At 71.2% G+C, this 18504-nt stretch carries 17 protein-coding genes and 1 riboswitch; of the genes, 10 read left to right on the top strand and 7 right to left on the bottom strand.

The features are described 5' to 3' along the window. The first annotated feature begins 412 nt into the window (after positions 1–412). From sbnA to AB0C46_RS12110, 5 genes are read left to right on the top strand one after another with little or no spacing between them, the layout of a single operon-like run. Positions 413–1360, top strand: coding sequence for a 2,3-diaminopropionate biosynthesis protein SbnA (gene sbnA / locus AB0C46_RS12090; RefSeq protein WP_362827909.1), 948 nt, complete (start codon positions 413–415; stop codon positions 1358–1360). A 17-nt stretch (positions 1361–1377) separates the two neighbouring features. Further along, the gene (gene sbnB, locus AB0C46_RS12095; RefSeq protein WP_362827702.1) at positions 1378–2379 is read left to right on the top strand and encodes a 2,3-diaminopropionate biosynthesis protein SbnB; all 1002 of its coding nucleotides are present in this window, start codon (positions 1378–1380) and stop codon (positions 2377–2379) included. Next, on the top strand, positions 2376–4226 hold the full coding sequence (locus tag AB0C46_RS12100; RefSeq protein WP_362827703.1) for an FAD/NAD(P)-binding protein: 1851 nt from the start codon (positions 2376–2378) through the stop codon (positions 4224–4226). Before sbnB ends, AB0C46_RS12100 begins: the two co-directional genes overlap by 4 nt. Continuing rightward, positions 4223–5425 carry a PLP-dependent aspartate aminotransferase family protein gene (locus AB0C46_RS12105; RefSeq protein WP_362827704.1) on the top strand — a complete coding sequence of 401 codons (1203 nt, stop codon included), beginning with the start codon at positions 4223–4225 and terminating at the stop codon, positions 5423–5425. The genes AB0C46_RS12100 and AB0C46_RS12105 overlap by 4 nt, the downstream gene beginning before the upstream one ends. Next, positions 5422–6720, top strand: coding sequence for a benzoate/H(+) symporter BenE family transporter (locus AB0C46_RS12110; protein ID WP_362827705.1), 1299 nt, complete (start codon positions 5422–5424; stop codon positions 6718–6720). Before AB0C46_RS12105 ends, AB0C46_RS12110 begins: the two co-directional genes overlap by 4 nt. A 114-nt stretch (positions 6721–6834) precedes the next feature. On the opposite strand, the gene AB0C46_RS12115 is transcribed toward AB0C46_RS12110, so the two are convergent. Beyond that, entirely contained in the window at positions 6835–7983 is a 1149-nt protein-coding gene (locus AB0C46_RS12115; RefSeq protein WP_362827706.1) for an alkene reductase, read from the bottom strand. Between the two features lie 133 nt (positions 7984–8116). Here AB0C46_RS12115 and AB0C46_RS12120 point away from each other — a divergent pair, with 133 nt between their 5' ends. Beyond that, positions 8117–9001, top strand: coding sequence for a sigma factor (locus AB0C46_RS12120; RefSeq protein WP_362827707.1), 885 nt, complete (start codon positions 8117–8119; stop codon positions 8999–9001). A 49-nt stretch (positions 9002–9050) separates the two neighbouring features. Here the strand turns inward: AB0C46_RS12120 and AB0C46_RS12125 are convergent, their stop codons facing one another. The 3 genes from AB0C46_RS12125 to AB0C46_RS12135 all read right to left on the bottom strand — a co-directional run bounded on the left by AB0C46_RS12125 (position 9051) and on the right by AB0C46_RS12135 (position 11067). Continuing rightward, positions 9051–10289: an SPFH domain-containing protein gene (locus AB0C46_RS12125; RefSeq protein ID WP_362827708.1), complete on the bottom strand. Its 1239-nt coding sequence runs from the start codon at positions 10287–10289 to the stop codon at positions 9051–9053. Between the two features lie 105 nt (positions 10290–10394). Further along, positions 10395–10616: a hypothetical protein gene (locus AB0C46_RS12130; RefSeq protein WP_362827709.1), complete on the bottom strand. Its 222-nt coding sequence runs from the start codon at positions 10614–10616 to the stop codon at positions 10395–10397. Between the two features lie 130 nt (positions 10617–10746). Beyond that, entirely contained in the window at positions 10747–11067 is a 321-nt protein-coding gene (locus tag AB0C46_RS12135; RefSeq protein WP_362827710.1) for a hypothetical protein, read from the bottom strand. Between the two features lie 162 nt (positions 11068–11229). Here AB0C46_RS12135 and AB0C46_RS12140 point away from each other — a divergent pair, with 162 nt between their 5' ends. Continuing rightward, complete coding sequence (locus AB0C46_RS12140) at positions 11230–12168, top strand: hypothetical protein (RefSeq protein ID WP_362827711.1); 939 nt, start codon at positions 11230–11232, stop codon at positions 12166–12168. Between the two features lie 113 nt (positions 12169–12281). Further along, positions 12282–12370, top strand: a riboswitch (ZMP/ZTP riboswitch). Positions 12371–12391: 21 nt separating this feature from the next. After that, positions 12392–13246, top strand: coding sequence for a bifunctional 5,10-methylenetetrahydrofolate dehydrogenase/5,10-methenyltetrahydrofolate cyclohydrolase (locus AB0C46_RS12145; protein ID WP_362827712.1), 855 nt, complete (start codon positions 12392–12394; stop codon positions 13244–13246). A gap of 190 nt (positions 13247–13436) precedes the next feature. Here the strand turns inward: AB0C46_RS12145 and AB0C46_RS12150 are convergent, their stop codons facing one another. The 3 genes from AB0C46_RS12150 to AB0C46_RS12160 form a co-directional block, all read right to left on the bottom strand. Then, positions 13437–14558, bottom strand: coding sequence for an NADH:flavin oxidoreductase (locus tag AB0C46_RS12150; protein ID WP_362827713.1), 1122 nt, complete (start codon positions 14556–14558; stop codon positions 13437–13439). 153 nt (positions 14559–14711) lie between these two features. Then, the gene (locus tag AB0C46_RS12155; RefSeq protein WP_362827714.1) at positions 14712–15884 is read right to left on the bottom strand and encodes an FAD-dependent oxidoreductase; all 1173 of its coding nucleotides are present in this window, start codon (positions 15882–15884) and stop codon (positions 14712–14714) included. After that, positions 15881–16204 (bottom strand): bifunctional 3-phenylpropionate/cinnamic acid dioxygenase ferredoxin subunit, encoded by a 324-nt coding sequence (locus AB0C46_RS12160; RefSeq protein ID WP_362827715.1) that lies wholly within the window; start codon positions 16202–16204, stop codon positions 15881–15883. Before AB0C46_RS12160 ends, AB0C46_RS12155 begins: the two co-directional genes overlap by 4 nt. Before the next feature lie 168 nt (positions 16205–16372). Here AB0C46_RS12160 and AB0C46_RS12165 point away from each other — a divergent pair, with 168 nt between their 5' ends. Next, complete coding sequence (locus tag AB0C46_RS12165; RefSeq protein ID WP_362827716.1) at positions 16373–17173, top strand: IclR family transcriptional regulator; 801 nt, start codon at positions 16373–16375, stop codon at positions 17171–17173. A gap of 188 nt (positions 17174–17361) precedes the next feature. Continuing rightward, complete coding sequence (locus AB0C46_RS12170) at positions 17362–18474, top strand: S-(hydroxymethyl)mycothiol dehydrogenase (RefSeq protein ID WP_362827717.1); 1113 nt, start codon at positions 17362–17364, stop codon at positions 18472–18474. Positions 18475–18504 lie beyond the last annotated feature (30 nt).

Below are 18504 nucleotides of genomic sequence, written 5' to 3' on the forward strand. Positions count from 1 at the left end.
CCTTTTGCCCCCTCCCGGGCGGGGGGGGGGGGGCGGGGTACACCCCCCCGGCCCCCACCGCATGTCCGGGTCCTGCGGAAGCTCCTCGCCCGGTGGCGTCACCGGACGTAACGGGAGGTCAGGAGGGTTGCCGCCGACCAGGATCCGGGCAAATTTCATGATTCAACGGTTTTGTTTTCCATATAATCATTGTCATCGGCCTTGCGTGGTGGCAGGATTGTTCTGTCGCATCGCGAATGGGGGATTTGTGACACCGGGGGACGGGGGAAGAGTCCCTTCTGCGTAGCGCGCACCTGACCCGTGCGCCGACCAACAAGCCCGTGGGCTCCTCGCTTTGGCGAGCGCAATTCTTTTGCGCTGCCCATTTTCAACGGTTTGGATCCTGGTGATAGCGGAAGAAGTTTATGATCTCGTGCTGGATGATCTCTTCATCCGGCTTGACCAATTAGTTCCCGGCAGTTCAGTCTTCCTCAAACTGGAAGGCCTCAATCCTGCCGGTTCGGTAAAACTGAAAACGGCTGTCGCACTGGTCGCGGCGGCCGAGGAGTCCGGGCGCTGCTTTCCGCGGACCCGGCTGATCGAGTCGACGTCGGGAAACCTCGGCGTCGCCCTGGCGATGGTGTGTGCGGCAAAGGGCTACCGGCTGACCTGCGTCACGGACCCCAACGCCACCGTGCAGTCGAGACGTCTGATGGAGGTTCTCGGCGCCGAAGTGGTGGTCATCGACGTCAGGGACGCCCATGGCGGCTATCTGCAGTCGCGTATCGACTACATCGGCGAGCGGCTGTGCCGCGAGCCTGACCTGTTCTGGCTCAACCAGTACGCCAACCCGGCCGGACCGCAGGCCCACCGGGACCGCACGGGCCGTGCGCTCCTCGAGGAGATCGGCCACATCGACTACGCCTTCATCGGGGCCGGAACCACGGGCACCCTGATGGGCTGCGCGGAGTACCTGCGCCGCCACAGCCCCGCCACCCGGATCATCGCGGTGGACGCCGAGGGCTCCGTGACCTTCGGCGGGCCCGCCGCCCGTCGCCACATTCCCGGCCTGGGGACGAGCCGGCGGCCGGAAATACTGGACACCGGGAATATCGACGACGTCGTGCTCATTTCCGAGTCGGCCGCCGTGGAGATGTGCCGGACGCTGGCCGAAGAACGCGGGCTGCTGCTGGGGGGCTCGTCCGGCACGGTGCTGTGTGCCGTGCAGGACGCCGCAAAGGAAATCCCGGACGGAAGTGTCGTGGTGGCGCTCTCCCCCGACTTCGGGGACCGCTATCTGGAGACCATCTACAACGACGCTTGGGTGGCGGAACGCTGGCCCGAGTCCGTCGGCAACGAAATATCTCAGGCATCGGCCTGAGTGGGGGGAAACGCTTGATGTTCAATTTTGAGATAGTGGCCGGGGAAACGGTTCGTCAAGTTCTTCACGGTAAGCGTGGAGACGTGCTCGGCATTGTCAGCAGCGCCTACCGGGCGCATGAGTCCGGAGACTCCGTCAACCCGGACAGCTACTTCCTCCGCTTCCCGGAGAAGCCGGATTCCCGGATCATCGCGCTGCCGGCCTTCCTGGGCGCCGATGTCCAGCTCGCCGGTATCAAGTGGATCGCCAGCTTCCCGGGCAACACGCGCCGCGGAGCCCCGCGCGCCTCGGCGGTCCTGCTCCTGAACGACTACGAGACCGGGTACCCGATCGCCTGCCTCGAAGCCGCGAACATCAGCGCGGCGCGCACCGCCGCCTCCGCGGCGGTCGCGGCGACGGTGCTCCGCCCGGACAGCTTCGCGGGGACCCGCATCGCCGTAGTGGGCGGCGGCGTCATCGCCCGCAACATCTGCGACTACCTGAACGTCGCGGGCTGCGCCCCGGACGCGTATCTCGTCCACGATCTCGACGAGACATCCGGACAGGCCCTGGCCGAGCATGTGCGCACCACCCAGAACCGTCCGGCCACCTTCACCGCCGACCTCCACGCCGCTCTGCAGGCCGACACCGTCGTGTTCGCCACGACCGCTCTCGAGCCCTACGTCAGCACCCCGTTCAAGCCCGGTCAGCTGATTCTCAACATCTCGCTGCGTGACCTCACCCCCGAGGTGGTCCTCGGGGCGGACAACATCCTCGACGACGTCGAGCACTGTCTGAAGGCCCAGACATCACCCCACCTGGCCGAGCAGCTGTCCGGCTCCCGCGAGTTCGTGACCGGAACCCTCGCCGGAGTGCTGAACGGGGAGGTGACGCCCTCCTCGGACCGGCCGGTGATCTTCTCCCCGTTCGGACTGGGCGTGCTGGACCTCGCCGTGGGGGCGTTCGTCCTCGGCGAGGCACGCAAGGACGGCACCACCATCGAGGTGCCCAACTTCTTCGGGGAGACGCGCCGGTGGTGAATCACAGACCCGTCTCCGTCGCGATCGTCGGCGCCGGGTCGCGGGGGCTGGGCGTTTTCGAGCGGCTGGTCGCACACTGCCTGGCGCAGCCCGCCCCGCTCACCGTCCACCTCATCGACCCGCAGCCCTTCGGTGCCGGCTTCCATCTGCCCGCCCAGCCCGACCATCTGCTGCTCAACACCGTCTGCGCACAGCTCTCGGCCTTCGCCGACGCACACATGGTGGACGGCCCCGTACCGATATCCGGCCCCTCGCTGCACGAATGGTGCCGACGCCGGGATCTGCGGCTGGCGGACGACGGCTACACCGTGCGCGCCGGTGCGGGACGGGAGATCCAGCCGAACGACTTCCTGCCGCGCAGGCTGCTGAGCGAGTACCTCACCTGGGCGGCGGGGGAGATCACCGACGCGGCGCCCGAGAACCTCACGCTGCTGCGGCACCGTACGACGGCCGTTGACATCCACCCCGGAGCGTCGGACACCGAAACGGTCGTCCTCGCCGACGGCACCCGGATCGACGCCGACGCCGTCTTCGTCACCGTCGGCCACCACTCGCTCTACCTGCCCGCGGCACCCGCTCCCGACCCCCGACTCGTCACCCGCCCCTATCCGTTGCCCGAGGCGCTCGACAGCATCGGACCGGGCGAACGGGTGGCCGTCCTCGGTATGGGGCTGACGGCCATGGACGTCATCGCCACGCTGACCCTCGGGCGCGGTGGCGCGCACACGACGAACGAGCACGGGATGAGCTATCTGCCCAGCGGGCGGGAGCCGTTGATCGTGCTGACCAACCGCTCCGGGATGCCCTCGCGCAGCCGGCCGCGCCTCCACCCGGGACGGATGCGCTTCGTCCCGCTGGCACTGACCACCGAGCGGCTCGACGAGATCCGTGCGCGGCGGACGGACCGGCGGATCGACTTCGCCGCCGAGGTGCTGCCGCTCATCGAGGCCGAGATGGAACTCGCCTACTACCGCGTCCTGTTGGGCCGGGAGATGGGCAACGCCACGGACGCGGGGCTGGAGATGGCCAGGCGCTGCGCCCAGGCCGGCCACGAGACCCTGCTCGATGAGCTGCGTGCCCGGTTCGGCACCTGCCCGGTGCCCGGGGTCCTGTCCGCGAACCTCTCGGACCGGCAGTGGCAGGGCTACTCCGCCTACCGCGACTGGTTCACCGCGGAGGTCGCCGCCGACCTGGCCGAGGCCCGCGAAGGCCTCGGGGTGAGCCCGCTCAAGGAGGCCCTGGAAGTCCTGCGCGACCACCGCGATGTCCTGCGCGCGGTCATCGACCCGCCGGGCGTCGACGAGGCGTCGTTGGCTGCCTTCTTCGGGGAGTTCACCTCGACGGTGAACCGGCTGGTGATCGGCCCGCAGCTGGACCGGTCGGCCGAGCTGCTCTCGCTGATCGACGCGGGGATCGTCCGGCTCGGCCCCGGCCCGCAGCCGAAGATCGTCGCACCGGCCGGACAGGGGCCCTGGCGACTGGAATCCACCTGCCTGGCCGAGCCGTTGCGGATGGAGGTCGACCACGTGGTGCAGGCGCATGTGGTCGAGCCCGGCGCGGACCGGGCGACCGGGACGCTGCTCGGCACGCTGGTCGCCGCGGGCCGCGTCCGTACCCTCGCGCACCGCGGGGGGACGGTGGACGGGCTGGACGTCACCCGGCAGGGCCAGGGGGTCGACCGCACGGGCACCCCGCAGCCACGTCTGTTCTTCCTCGGGCCGCACACCGAGGGATCCAGCTACTACAACCACTATGTGCCCTCACCCGGCGCGCCCTCCCGTGCGCTGCTGGACGCGGAACTTGCCCTGAGCACCGCTCTGCCGTCACTGATTACGAGGAAGCGATGAACAACAGCGAGACCTTCACCCCCTGGACGCAGGAGTACCGGCCCGAGACGCGCGCCGCGCAGGGCGACGGCTGGCGCTGCCCGACCACCGGCGCGGTGCCGCCGCCGATCGGGCTGGGCGCGACCTTCGCGCGCGACAGCGAGTACCGGGCGCCGGCCGGACTGGCGTATCTGCGCGATCAGGGGACACCGGGGTACGAGCAGGTCGAGCAGGTGGTGGCGGGCCTGGAGGGCGGCTCGGACGCGCTGGTCTTCTCGTCCGGCATGGCCGCCGCCACCGCCGTCTTCCAGGTGCTGCCGGCCGGTGCGCGGGTCGTGGTCCCGCAGACCATGTACTTCGGTCTCACCAAGTGGCTGCGGGAGTTCGGCCCGCAGCGCGGCCTGGAGGTCGTCACCGCGCCCATGAACGACCTGGACGCGGTGCGGGCCGCGGTGACCGCCGCCCCGACTGCGCTGGTGTGGGCGGAGTCCCCGGCGAACCCGACCTGGACGGTGACCGATATCGCCGCGTGCGCCGAGATCGCGCACCGGGCCGGTGCCCTGTTCGGCGTCGACAACACCGTCCCCACCCCGGTGCACTCCCGGCCGTTCGCACTCGGCGCGGACCTGATCATGCATTCGGGCACCAAGTACCTCAACGGCCACACCGATGTGGTGGCCGGACTGCTCGTCAAGGCGCCGGGGAGCAGCGAGGCCCGGGACACGGTCTGGGAGCGACTGCAGCTGCACCGCCGGCTGACCGGCCCGATACTCGGTCCGATGGAGACCTACCTGCTGATGCGGGGCATCCGGACGCTCTACCCCCGTATGCGCCAGATCTCGGAAACCGCGATGGCCGTGGCCGAGCACTTCGCGGAGCACCCCCGGATCCGGCGGGTGGCCTACCCGGGGCTCGCCACCGACCCGGGACACGCCGTCGCCGCCCGGCAGATGACGGGGGGCTTCAGCGGCATGCTCTCCCTGCACGTCGACGGCGAGTGGCAGCAGTCCCTGCGGACCGCGAACCACTGCGAACTCTTCATCCGTGCCACCTCGTTGGGCGGTGTGGAGAGTCTGATCGAACACCGCTACACCTTCGAAGGGGCGGGTAGTACCTCGCCGAAGGACATGCTGCGGCTGTCCATAGGTCTGGAGAGCCCCGCAGACCTTGTCGCCGACCTCGAACAGGCCCTGGAAAAGGCCGTGAAGGAAGACCGTTGAGTTCCAAGACACCCACCCCCCACCCCGATGCCGCACCGCCGGGTTCCGCCCCACCGGAGCCGGCGCAGGCGGCGGAGGGGTCCCCGGTGCCGGGGCCGGAGACCCGGCCCGGCCTGTTCCGTGACGCCTCGCTGTCCGCGGTACTGGCGGGCTTCGTCGCCGTCGTCGTGTCCTACTCGGGCCCGCTCGTCATCGTGCTCGCAGCGGCGTCCGCCGGGCATCTGAACACCGCACAGACCAGCTCATGGGTATGGGCCATCTCCATCGGCAGCGGGCTCACCTGTATCGCGCTGAGCCTGCGCACCAAGATGCCGGTGATCACCGCGTGGTCGACACCGGGCGCGGCCCTGCTGGTCACAAGCCTGGGGGCGTACTCCTACGCGGAGGCCATCGGTGCGTTCATCGTCACCGGTTTGGTGATCACCCTGGTCGGCCTGACCGGAGTGTTCGGATGGCTGATGCGGCAGGTGCCCACCGCCGTGGTCTCCGCGATGCTCGCCGGCATCCTCTTCTCCTTCGGCACCGGAGTGTTCACCTCACTCAAGACCGCACCGCTGATCGCCGGTTCCGTGCTGCTCGCCTACCTCCTGGCGAAGCGGTGGCTGCCCCGGTACGCCGTACTGGTCGCCCTGGCGGCGGGTGTCGCGGCCAGTGCGGTCAGCTCCCGGCTGGACATCCACCTGGACCGGATCGAGCTGGCCAAGCCGGTCCTGACGACCCCGGAGTTCTCGCTCGCCTCCCTCATCGGCATCGCGGTGCCGATGATCCTGGCGACGCTCGCCTCGCAGAACGCACCGGGCATGGCCGTGCTCACCGCATCCGGCTACCAGCCCAAGGACCGCCTCCTGATCGGTTCCACGGGTCTGGTCTCCACGGCCCTGGCCCCGTTCGGCTCCCATGCCATCAACCTCGCGGCGATCACCGCCGCCATCTGCACCGGCCCCGAGTCGCACCGCGACCCGCGGCGGCGCTATGTGGCCGGAGTCTCCTGCGGAGCGTTCTACCTCCTCATCGGGGCGTTCGGCTCCACGCTGGTGGTGCTCTTCGCGGGCCTGCCCAAGGAACTGGTGGCGGCGGTAGCCGGAGTCGCCCTGCTCGGTGCGCTGGCCGGCGGGCTGACCGGGGCGGTGAAGGAGGAGAAGGACCGCGAGGCGGCCCTGATCACCTTCCTCGCCACCGCCTCCGGTGTCACCCTCTTCGGCATCGGATCGGCCTTCTGGGGACTGCTCTTCGGCGTCATCGCGCACTTCGTCCTGACCCGCCGGCGCGGTACGCCCACGGAACCCGCCAAGTGATCCGGGCCGGCCGTGCGTCGGCGGCGGCCACGACGTGACCGGGGCCCACACGGGCCGCCGGGCACCTTTGCGTGTCCGGCGGCCCACACCGGCGGTGATCCGCCCAGGGCCCGGTCACGCCCCGGGGACGAGTGCGTCCACGGCCCCTGAGCCACTCCCCGACAAGGCGTAGTCGACATAGCCCGCCGCACCGCCGGTGTAGTACGTGGCCGGGTCGCCGACGGCCGGCTCCTGGCGCAGGGCGAACCGGGTGACGAGGTCGGGGTTGGCGATGAAGTGCGTGCCGAAGGACACGGCGTCGGCGATCCCGGCGTCGAGGACGGCGTTCCCGGACTCGCGGTCGAAGCCGTTGTTCGCGATCAGGGGGCCGTCGAACCGCTGCCGGTAGCGTGCGAGCGCCGCGACGTCGGGGGTTCCGTCCGCCGTGGTGCGGTCCCGGCCCCGCAGGTGCAGGTAGGCGACCGGGCGGTCGTTGAGCTCCGCCACCAGTGCGTCGTAGTCGGCGAGCATCTCCTCGTCGGCCCGGAAGTGGTCCCCTTCGGTCCAGTAGGGCGCCAGGCGGACGCCGACGCGCCGGCCGTGCCACGGTGCGGCCGCCGCGTCGACGATGTCCAGCAGCAGACGCCGGCGGCCCGTACGGTCACCGCCGTAGGCGTCGGTGCGGCGGTTCAGCCGTGAGTTCAGGAACTGCGTGATCAGGAAGGCGCCGAGGGCACCGATCTCGACCCCGTCGAACCCCGCACGCCGGGCGTGCTCCGAGGCGGTACCGAAGTCGGCGACCGTGGCCGCGATATCGGCAGTGGTCATCTCCCGGGGGGTGACGGTCTCCTTGAAGCCGCCGGCGGTGAAGGACCTCGTACGGGGGTTGATCGCCGACGGGCCGCCGGGCAGCTCTCCTCCCAGGTGATCGGGGTGCGAGGCGGCCCCGGTGTGCCAGAGCTGCAGCACGATACGGCCGCCGAGGGCATGCACGACGTCGGTGACCCGCCGCCATCCGGCGATCTGGTCCTCGCGGTAGATGCCGGGCACGTGGACGAAGCCGATGGCCCGTTCGCTGACCCAGGTCCCCTCGGTAATGATCAGTCCGGCAGTGGCCCGCTGGCCGTAGTAGGCGGCGTGCAACTCCGTCGGTACGAGAGCGGCGTTGGCCGCGCGGGCGCGGGTGACCGGGGCCATCACCACACGGTTGGGCAACGCGAGGCCGCCGAGTTCCGCGCGCCGCAGCAGCGGTTGGTCAGGGGTGGTCGGCAGGGTACAGCTCATGGTGTGTTCCTCCTCGTCATCGGGCCGGGGCGGGGTGCCGGACCGGAATCCCGGCCGGACCGCGTGCTCCGGTCACCTCGGCCCGGTGGTGCGCGTCATCAAGGTGACGGAGCGGGACGAGGAAAGGTGACCGATGGACGAGCAGGACCGGCTGGCGGAACGGTTCGAGACACAGCGCGGCCATTTGCGGGCGGTTGCCTACCGGATGCTGGGCTCCCTCAGCGATGCGGACGACGCCGTGCAGGAAGCCTGGCTACGGCTCAGCCGCGTCGACAGCGACACCGTCGAGAACCTGCCCGGATGGCTGACCACGGTCGTGTCGCGGCTCTGCCTCGACATCCTGCGCTCCCGCACCGTACGACGGGAGGAACCGGTCGGACAGCAGCTGCCCGAACCGGCCGGGGACGCCGGTGACGGGACCGGCCCGGAACCCGAAGCACTGCTGATCGACTCGGTCGGCCGGGCCCTGCTGGTGGTGCTGGACACCCTGGCTCCCGCCGAGCGGATCGCCTTCGTCCTGCACGACATGTTCGCCGTGCCGTTCGACCGGATCGCTCCCCTCGTGGCACGTTCACCGGTGACCACGAAGAAGCTCGCCAGCCGCGCACGTCACAAGGTCCAGGGCACCCCCACCGTTCCCGCCGCCGATCTCGCCCGGCAGCGGAAGGCCGTCGACGCCTTTCTCGCCGCCTCGCGCGACGGTGACCTCGACGCGCTGCTCACGGTGCTGGCCCCCGACGTCGTGCGCCGGGCGGACCCCGCTGCCCTGCCCCCGGGCGCCCCGACAGTGGTCCGCGGTGCGCGCTCCGTGGCCGAGGGGACCCTGGTCTTCGGACGGAAGGCGCGGTTCGCGGCGCCGGCGCTGGTGAACGGGACCGTGGGGATCGTCGTGGCCCCACGCGGACGGCTGCTCCTCGCCCTCACCCTCACCGTCGAGGGCGAACGGATCACCACCTACGAAGTGATCGCCGACCCCGCCCGGCTGCGGCAACTCGACCTCGCCGTCCTCGACGCGTGACCGGTCGCCACGGCCCGGCACGCCGTTCCGGCCCCGTACGGATGTCCGGTCAGGACGCACCGGACCCGGCGCCGTCCTGCTTCAGCTTTGTCACCTTCCGCGGCAGTGCCCCGGCGCCGTCGGCGAGCGGGGGAGTGGCGCCGGGCGTACCGGCCCCCTTCTTCAGGCTGTCGAGAATGGCCAGCCCCTGGCCGACGATGCCGGAGACGATCTCGTTCATCCCGTCGGTGCCGTTGAGGACGGTCAGCCGGGCGCCGGAGAGGCCCTCGGCCGCGGCCTCCGCGAGGGCGGGAAGGTTCTCGACGGTGCGGTTGGCGGCGATCAGTTCCTGGTTGCCGTCCCGCAGCGAGCCCGCGAGGGCCGTGTTGGCGTCGGCGCGGGCCTGGGCGACGGTCCGCTCGGTGTAGGCGCGGGCGTCCGCCTCGTACCGGACCTGGTCACGCTGGGCCTCCGCCAGGGTGCGCAGCCGGTAGGCCTCGGCGTCCGCGGGGCGGCGTACCTCGGCCTCCAGCCGCTGGGCGGCGAGTGAGGCCTGCCGCTGGGCCAGCGCGGTCTGCTCCTCGATGACCTCCTGCGAGGCCCTGGCCTGGGAGAGCGGGCCGGCCTGCGCGGCACGGGCGTTGTACTGCTCGGTCTCGGCGAGGAACCCGGCCCGCTTGATCGCGGTGTCCCGCTCGTATTCGGCCTTCAGCGCCGCCGCCTGCTGTTCCCGTTCGGTCGCTTCCTGGTCGGCCTTGGCCTGCGCGATCCGGGCCGCGCCGGCGACCGCGGCGGCGTGCGGGGCGGCGAGATTGGTGATGTAGCCGGAGGTGTCGGCGATCTCCTGGATCTGCAGGGCGTCGACGACGATACCGAGCTTCTCCATCTCGGAGTGGCTGCCGTCCTTGACCTCCTGGGCGACCCGGTCCCGCTCCCGGATGATCTGCTCGACGGTCAGTCCGCCGACGATCGAGCGCAGATGACCGGCGAAGATCCGGCCCACCAGCTCTTCCATGGTGGCCTGCTCGGAAAGGAACCGGCGCGCGGCGTTGGCGATGGACGTCTGGTCGTCCCCGACCTTGAAGACGGCGACCGCCCGGACGCCGAGCCGGATGCCCTGCTGGGTGACGCAGTCCTCGGAGATCTCGGCCTCCCGCAGCGACAGCGACAGCAGACTCGCCTTCTGTTTCACGGGCATGACCCAGCAGCCATGGCCGGTGACGATACGGAATTGGGCGTCCCCGGCCCGGCGCTTCGAGCCGGAGACCAACAGCGCCTCGTTCGGCGCCGGAACATGCCAGAACAACATCGGAAGGCTCCTGGTCCGGTGCGACCGGCCCCGGTCGGGCTGCGGGGACGGCCGCGGGAAAAGGGAGTGCTCACGTGGCCGGCCACGGTCTGCGGGACCGCCGGGTCACGCGGGCAGCGGCGCGACGATCACCGACCGCGCCGAGGTGCGCTCCACCACGATGACCTGTGTGTGCCGGGCGATGGGCTCGCGGGACCAGGCGGCGAAGGCCTCGGAGCCGCCGCGTACGGGCAGCAGCACCTCACCCGGGCCGTCGGCCGGGATCGAGACGGTCACCCGCCCGATCACCCCGATCGGGCTGAAGTCCGTCTCATCCGTCGCGCTCACCCGGGCTCCGTCGCTGGTCACAGCCGCTGCCGGCGCAACCGCCGGACAGCGGGAAATCCTCGACAACTCAACGGTACTCCGGCCGGGGTGCCGCTTGCGCCGCTGGTCCGGCAGCCGCCGCGGACCGGGTTCAGGCCTCCAGACGGGCGGGGCGCGCCGCCGGGACCGACGGCTTTCTCGGGGGCAGTACGTCGGGCGCACGGTGGGGCCGAAGGGCGGTGAGGGCGATCTCGGTCTCCTCCATCAGCGCACGGTAGGAGACCAGGCGCTGCCACTCGGGGTCGGCGACCCCGGGCACCGTGGCGGCGCGCTCGGTCCACTGCTTCACCAGCCCGGCGTACAACGGTGTCTGCCTGATGACCTCCGCGGTGATCCACCGCGGCATCTGCCCGGGGCGGGGGAGGGACGTCTGTCCGTGACCTGCGACGGTGCCGGAAGAGGGGACGCTCATGGCCGTAGAAACGATTCTTCGACGCTGGGGTCACTGCGTATTTTTGCAGCCGTCCGTACTTCTGCCTGGTAGGCAGGGACGGATCTCCATCGAATATCACCTTATGCAGTGATCTATAGCTGGGAAGCGGTCCAATCCGGACGAAGGAACGTTGTCGCAGTCATGGAACCGAGGGAGTTGTGGGAGCGCCACGCGGTACTCGCACAGGCGTTTTGCAGCAGCGATGACGAGGTCCGCCGTACGCAGGGGCTCCTCGACGAGGCCGAGGCCCGCCGTTCGCGGACCCTGGCCGCCTTCGCCGTGACCGTGGGCAGCGACGCGGTGGTGGCGGAGCTGCTCGGCCTGGACGAACGCGAAGTGCGGCTGGCCCGGCGCACGGTGGGCAAGGACGACGCCCGCGCGGTCGCCAAGAGCCTGCTCGCCCAGCCCGCGTGCGAGCAGCCCCCCGCAGCGCAGCAGCCCGCGCCGCAGGCCCCCGCACCGCAGGCCCCCGCACCGCAGCCCGCGCAGGCGGCGGCTGCGCAGGGGACCGCCGGGCACCCCGCGGCACCCCCACCGGCGGGCCCGGTCGCCACTCCCCAGCCCTCCGAACCGGCCTGGGCACCGGCGCTGGACGCGGTCCTGATGAGCAGCTGGCACAGCGGAGTTGACCTCACCGCCCTGGCCACCGAACTCGGTCTCGACGTCCGGCTGCTGGTGGCCCGCGCACAACAGCTGTCCGCCGAGAGCCGCCCGGTCCAGCCTCCCGCGCCGGACCGCACAGGGCGGCACCGCCGGATGGTCGCTCCCCCGCCCTCCCCACAGCCACAGCCCGAGACCCCCCATCTGACCTGGCGCGAGCGACCACAGCAGCCCCCACGGGAGCACTACGAGCAGGAGCCCTGGAAGCAGCAGCCGTACCAGAGCTACCCGGAAACGCAGGAGTACCAGGAATACCGGGTGTACGAGGAACACCAGCAGTATCAGCAGCCCACCCAGCCCACCTGGGATGCCAACGCCATCACCGCCGCCCAACACGACTGGGACGGCATCCTCAGCCAGTGGGAGGCCACCGCCGCTCCCCAACCACCCCTCTCCGCACCCGGTCAGGGAGGAGGGTGACGAGGCCGTGCCGCCGGGCGCCGGAGGCATCCGGGTGTCGAAGCGCGCCGCCTGCCGGTGACGGCCGTGACCGGAGCCGTCCCGGGTGGCGAATCTGCTGTCGATTACAGTGGGCGCCGAGCCGTGACTGGCGCTTGGGTGGAGTACCACCGGGGAGCGGCTCGGCCATCCACGGTCGGTGCCGCGCGCCTGGGCGATCCCACACGACGCTCAGGAGTAGCCCATGTCCCCGGACGCCCGCCTCATGGACGGCAGCACACTGGCCCGCAGCATCGTCGAACAGGCCGCCCGGCGCGCCGCGGCCCTCACCGAACGGACCGGCACGGCCCCGTGTCTGGCGACGGTCCTGGTCGGCGAGGACCCCGCCTCGGTGACGTACGTACGCATGAAGCGCAACCGGTGCGCCAAGGCCGGGATTCTCTCCCGGCATGTCGCGCTGCCCGCCGCCACCACGACCGCGGAGCTGGTCGACACGCTCACCGCACTGTCGAACGACCCCACCGTGCACGGCATCCTGCTGCAGCACCCGGCCGGCCCGCACATCAACGAGCGCGCCGCGTTCGAGGCGATCGCCCCCGAGAAGGATGTCGACGGCGTCACCTGCCACTCCTTCGCCGCGATGAGCTTCGGCCTGGACGGCTTCGCCTCCTGCACGCCCGGCGGCATCCTCCGGCTGCTGGATCACTATGACGTCGACCTGGCCGGCAAGCACGCCGTTGTGGTCGGCCGCAGCGCGATCCTCGGCAAGCCGGTGGGGATGCTGCTGCTCGGCCGCAATGCCACCGTCACCTACTGCCACTCCCGCACCACCGACCTGGCGTCGCTCACCAAGGAGGCCGATGTCCTGATCGCGGCCGTCGGGCGGCCCCGGTTCCTGCGCGGTGAGCACCTCAAGCCCGGGGCCGTGGTGATAGACGCCGGCTCCAACCCGGGCAACGTCGGTGATGTGGACTTCGACTCGGCGCGCACCCGTGCCGCCCTGATCACCCCGGTCCCCGGCGGCGTCGGCCCCATGACCATCGCCACCCTGCTCACCCAGACCGTCGACGCCGCGGCCGCCCAGCTGAACGCGGTCTGACCGCCGCCCGCCGGGGCGCGGTAAGAGGCCGGAAACGTCCGCCCGGCTCGCGGCCGTCCGTGTGATCACGAGGTCGGTGGGCGATCCTCCTCGGAGGCGTGAACGGCCATGGCGGGACAGTGAGTTGCCATGGTGACGGGCGGTGGCACCGGGCGCGGCACCGGATCGGCCGCGCCCGGTGCTTCCAGGGTCAGTTCAATGTCCGCAGCATCGAGGCGTCGAACGGCACGAGTGCCTCGGTGCGACCCTCGAAGATCTTGGCGGCCCACTCCGGGTCGCCGAGCAGGGCCCGCCCGATGGCGACGAGGTCGAACTCGTCCCGCTCCAGCCTGTCCAGCAGCCGGTCGATGCCGGCGACGCCCGCCTGTTCGCCCTTGAACGTCCCGATGAACTCGTTGTCGAGTCCGACGGAGCCCACGGTGAGGGCCGGCCGGCCGGAGAGCTTCTTGACCCAGCCCGCGAGATTGAGGTCCGAGCCCTCGTACTCGGGCAGCCAGTAGCGGCGCGTCGAGCAGTGGAACGCGGTGACGCCGGCGTCCGTCAGCGGCGCCACGATCGCCTGGAGTTCTTCCGGCGTTTCGGCGAGGCGTGCTTGGTAGTTGCCCATCTTCCACTGAGACATCCTGAAGAGGACCGGGAAGTCCGGGGAGACCGCTTCCCGGCAGGCCGCCACGATCTCGGCGGCGAAACGCGTACGGGCGGTAGGGCTGCCGCCGTAGGCGTCGGTACGCCGGTTGGTGCCCGACCACAGGAACTGGTCGATCAAGTAGCCGTGGGCACCGTGCAGTTCGACCCCGTCGAAGCCGAGCCGCTCGGCCGTGGCCGCCGCCTCGGCGAACGCCGCGATGACCTCGTCTAGGTCCCGCTGGGTCATGGTGTGCCCGGACGGTGTGCCGTCGAGGGCGATTCCGGACGGGCCGGACGGCGGGGCGTCCGGGAACGGCGGCGCGCCCGCCTGGCGGGCCATTCCGACGTGCCACAGCTGCGGCATGATCGTCCCGCCCGCCGTATGGACCGCCGCCACGACGCGGCCCCAGCCTTCGAGTGCGTCCTCGCCGTGAAAGCGGGGGACGGCGCCGCTGGTTCCGGCGGCGGCGTGCTCGACGTAGGTCCCCTCCGTGATGATCAGGCCGACGCCGCCGGCGGCACGGCGCGCGTAATAGTCCGCGACATCGGCGCCCGGGACACCGCCCGGCGAGAACTCGCGGGTCATCGGCGCCATGGCTATCCGGTTCGGCACGGTGAGGCCGCCCAGGTCGAAGGGGCGGGAGAGCGTCTGGGCCGCTCGGGTGGCGGCGGCGCTGGGAGTCACGTGTGGGTCTCCTAGGAAGAGAACGCGGTCGCGGAACGCCACCGGCCGGCAGACGTTCCGCTGTTCCGAACACACCCCAGCGGCGCCGTCATCCGCCTCTCACTGTCTGCTGCGCCACAGTCGTCACGCGCTGGGCGCCTTCCTGGACGGAGGTCAGGTGGTGACTGGCTCGGTGGCGCGGGCCAGATCGCGGCGGAGTCGCATGAACGGGCGGGGCCGGTTGAGGGCCAGTACGGCGGTGGTGCGCCCGTCGCGTTCGTAGCAGGCGAGGAAGCTGCGGTCATCGGGCGAGCCCTCGACGATGCGCGGAGTGTCGGTGGGCAGTCGCCGGCCGGCGAACTGGATGCGCACGCCGTACTGGTCGGACCAGAAGTACGGCAGGCTCCGGTGGGCCGCGACGGTGCGGCCGGCGAGCAGGTTCCGGGTGGCGACGGCGGCCTGTTCGGTGGCGCTGGTCCAGTGCTCGGCGCGGATGCCGTCCACCCTGGCGACATCGCCGACCGCCACGACGTGGGGCTGCGGGGTGACCCCGCCCGCGTCGCAGCACACCCCGTCGTCGAGCGGGAGTCCGGAGTCCTGGAGCCAGGCGGTGTGGGGGCGTACCCCGATGCCGATGACGACCACGTCTGCGGGGAGCAGCCGGCCGTCGGCCAGCTCGACCCCGGTGACGCGATTCCCCGCGCCGCTGTCGTGCAGTCGGGCGACACCGGTTCCGGTGAGCAGGGTGACACCGTGGTCCGCATGGAGGGCGGAGCAGATCCCGGCCATGGTGTCGCCGAGTTGGGGGACGAGAGGGAGCGGGGCGGCTTCGACCACGGTGACGTCATGGCCGAGACCGGCGCAGGACGAGGCGACCTCGGCGCCGATGAAGCCCCCGCCGATCACCACGACGCGGACCGGGCCGCGGGTCAGCTCCGCGCGGAGTGCCTGGGCGTCCTCAAGGGTGCGCAGGGTGTGGGTGCCGGTGGGGGCCGGGCCGGGGAGGCGGCGCGGGGTGGCGCCGGTGGCGATGACCACACCGTCGGTGGTCAGGGACCGGCCGCCGTCGAGGAGCACCGTGCGCCCGCGGGTGTCGAGCCCGGTGGCCCGGGTGCCGAGCAGCCACTCGGCGTCCAGTTCGGCGATCTCCTCGGCGTCGGCCAGGGCCAGTTGACCCTGGTCTGCGGTGGCGCCGGTGAGGAAGCCCTTGGACAGCGGCGGCCGGTCGTAGGGGCGGTGGTGTTCCTCCCCGACGATCACCAGGCGGCCGTCGAATCCTTGGGCGCGCAGTGCCCGCGCGGCGTACAGGCCCGCCAGCGAGGCCCCGATGACAGCGACCGACTTCATGCGGCGGTGCCCTCCTCGGTGGCGAGGTGGTGGACGTAGATCATGCCGTCCTCGACGGTCACGGGGTGGGTGCGCACCGCCCGGCGGGCGGGCAGGCAGGTCGGCGCTCCGGTGCGGAGATCGAATGAAGCGGCGTGCAGCGGGCATTCGACCAGACGCCCCTCCAGCCAGCCGTCCGCGAGCGAGGCGTCCTGGTGGGTGCAGGTGTCGTCGATGGCGTACAGCTGCCCGTCGGCGTGGAAGACGGCGATCGGAGGTGCGGTGTCGATGCGTACGGACTCGCCAGTGGGCAGGTCGGCGAGAGGGCAGACAGGAATCACAGGACCCCCCTGTTACTGTTCGGTATCATCGAGTTTCGCGGTGCGCACGATGAAGCGCTATGCGCAACAGAATCCAGATGGGGAGCGGATGCGTCAAGCGATCCCCGGAAATGCCGACCCTTCGAATCCCGCGCCACGGCCGGGGTGCCAGGTGGTGAGATCCAACAGATGACGGACATCGTGGAGGGGCCGGCGGAGGACAGGCCGCCGAAACAGCCGGGCGGTGTGCAGTCGGTGGACCGGGCCGTGACCGTGCTGGAGATCCTGGCCCGGCACGGCGAGGCCGGGGTGACCGAGGTCGCCGATGAGCTGGGAGTCCACAAGTCGACCGCGTTCCGGCTGCTGGGTGTGCTGGAGAACCGCGGGCTGGTCGGGCAGGAGCAGGAGCGCGGCAAGTACTACCTCGGCGCCGGGGTGCTGCGGCTGGCCGGTGCGGCGGCGGTACGGCTGGACATCTCCCAGGAGGGCGCGGTGGTCTGCCGGCAGCTGGCCGAGGAGATGGGCGAGACGGTCAACATCGCGGTGCTGGAGAGCGACGCCGCCGTCAACATCATGCAGGCGCGCGGCCCGGCATCGGTCACCGCACAGAACTGGCTCGGCCGGCGTACGCCGCTGCACGCCACCTCCAGCGGCAAGGCGCTGCTCGCGTTCCAGCCCGCACCGGTCCAGGAGGCCGTGCTGGCGCGGAAGTTGCCGCGGCTCACCGAGCGGACGGTCACCTCGGCCGCCGCGCTGCGCCGTGAGCTCGCCGAAGTGGTCGAGCGCGGTTTTGCGGTGGCGTTCGAGGAGCTGGAGCTCGGGCTGCGTGCGGTCGCGGCGCCGGTGCGGGCGCACGACGGCTCGGTGATCGGGGCGATCAGTGTGTCGGTGCCCGCCTACCGGCTGGCCGAGGAGCGGCTGCCCGAGGTCGCCAAGGGCACCGTTGCCGCAGCTGAGGAGCTGTCGCGGCGGATGGGGTACGCCTGTTGACCGGATGACGGGTGAGGGTGCGGAGGCGGGGCCGGAGCGTGCGTTCCGGCCCCGTCGCGGTGTCCGGGCGCGTCACGGGTCCTTTACCAAGAGCTGGCTCGTACCTCTTGACGGTGCCGATCCGGCGTCTCCACGATGTCTCTCATCGCGCAACCAGTCGTGCAGTGCGCAACACTGAGGGGTAGGGCATGCCACACGAAGTCCATGCCGTCGTCGCGGCGAAACAAGGCGCACCGGTCGAGCTGCGGACGATTCTGGTGCCGGATCCCGGCCCGGGAGAAGTGCTTGTCGCCGTGCAGGCCTGCGGGGTCTGCCACACCGACCTGCACTACCGGGACGGTGCGATCAACGACGAATTCCCCTTCCTCCTCGGCCATGAGGCGGCCGGCGTCATCGAGTCGGTCGGCCCCGGCGTCACCGATCTCGCCCCGGGCGACTACGTCGTCCTCGCCTGGCGGGCACCCTGCGGCAGCTGCCGGTCCTGCCGCCGCGGCCGGCCCTGGTACTGCTTCGACTCCCGCAACGCCACCCAGCCGATGACGCTGCTCGGGGGCACCTCCCGGACGAAGTCCGGGGGAGGCACCCCGCTCGCCCCCGCGCTCGGCATCGGGGCCTTCGCCGAGAAGACCCTGGTCGCCGCCGGACAGGCGGTCAAGGTCGACCCCAACGCCCGTCCCGAAGCGGCCGGCCTCATCGGCTGCGGGGTGATGGCGGGGTACGGTGCGGCCGTGCACACCGGCGGAGTGGGCAGCGGGGACACCGTCGCTGTCATCGGCTGCGGCGGGGTCGGCAACGCGGCGATCGCCGGTGCCTCGATCGCCGGCGCGCGCCGGATCATCGCGGTCGACATCGACGACCGGAAGCTGGACGGTGCCACCCGCTTCGGCGCCACCCACACCGTCAACTCCCGCGGTACGGACCCCATCGAGGCGGTCCGCGGACTGACCGGCGGCCATGGCGCGGATGTGGTGATCGACGCGGTGGGCCGCCCCGAGACCTACACCCAGGGCTTCTCCATGCGGGATCTGGCCGGCACCCTGGTCCAGGTCGGCGTCCCCGACCCGGACATGCGCATCGACCTGCCGCTCATCGATCTCTTCTCGCGCGGCGGCGCCCTGAAGTCCTCCTGGTACGGCGACTGCCTGCCCAGCCGCGATTTCCCCGTCCTCATCGACCGCTACCTCAGCGGACGGCTCGACCTCGGCGGATTCGTCACCGAGACGATCGCCCTGGACGAGGTGGAGTCCGCGTTCGACAAGATGCGCGACGGCCGGGTACTGCGCTCCGTCGTGGTCCTGTAACGGCGTCACACCCACCCCAGTGGACCACCC

Origin of the sequence: Streptomyces sp. NPDC048637, assembly GCF_040650675.1 — a bacterium.
Lineage (GTDB): Bacteria > Actinomycetota > Actinomycetes > Streptomycetales > Streptomycetaceae > Streptomyces.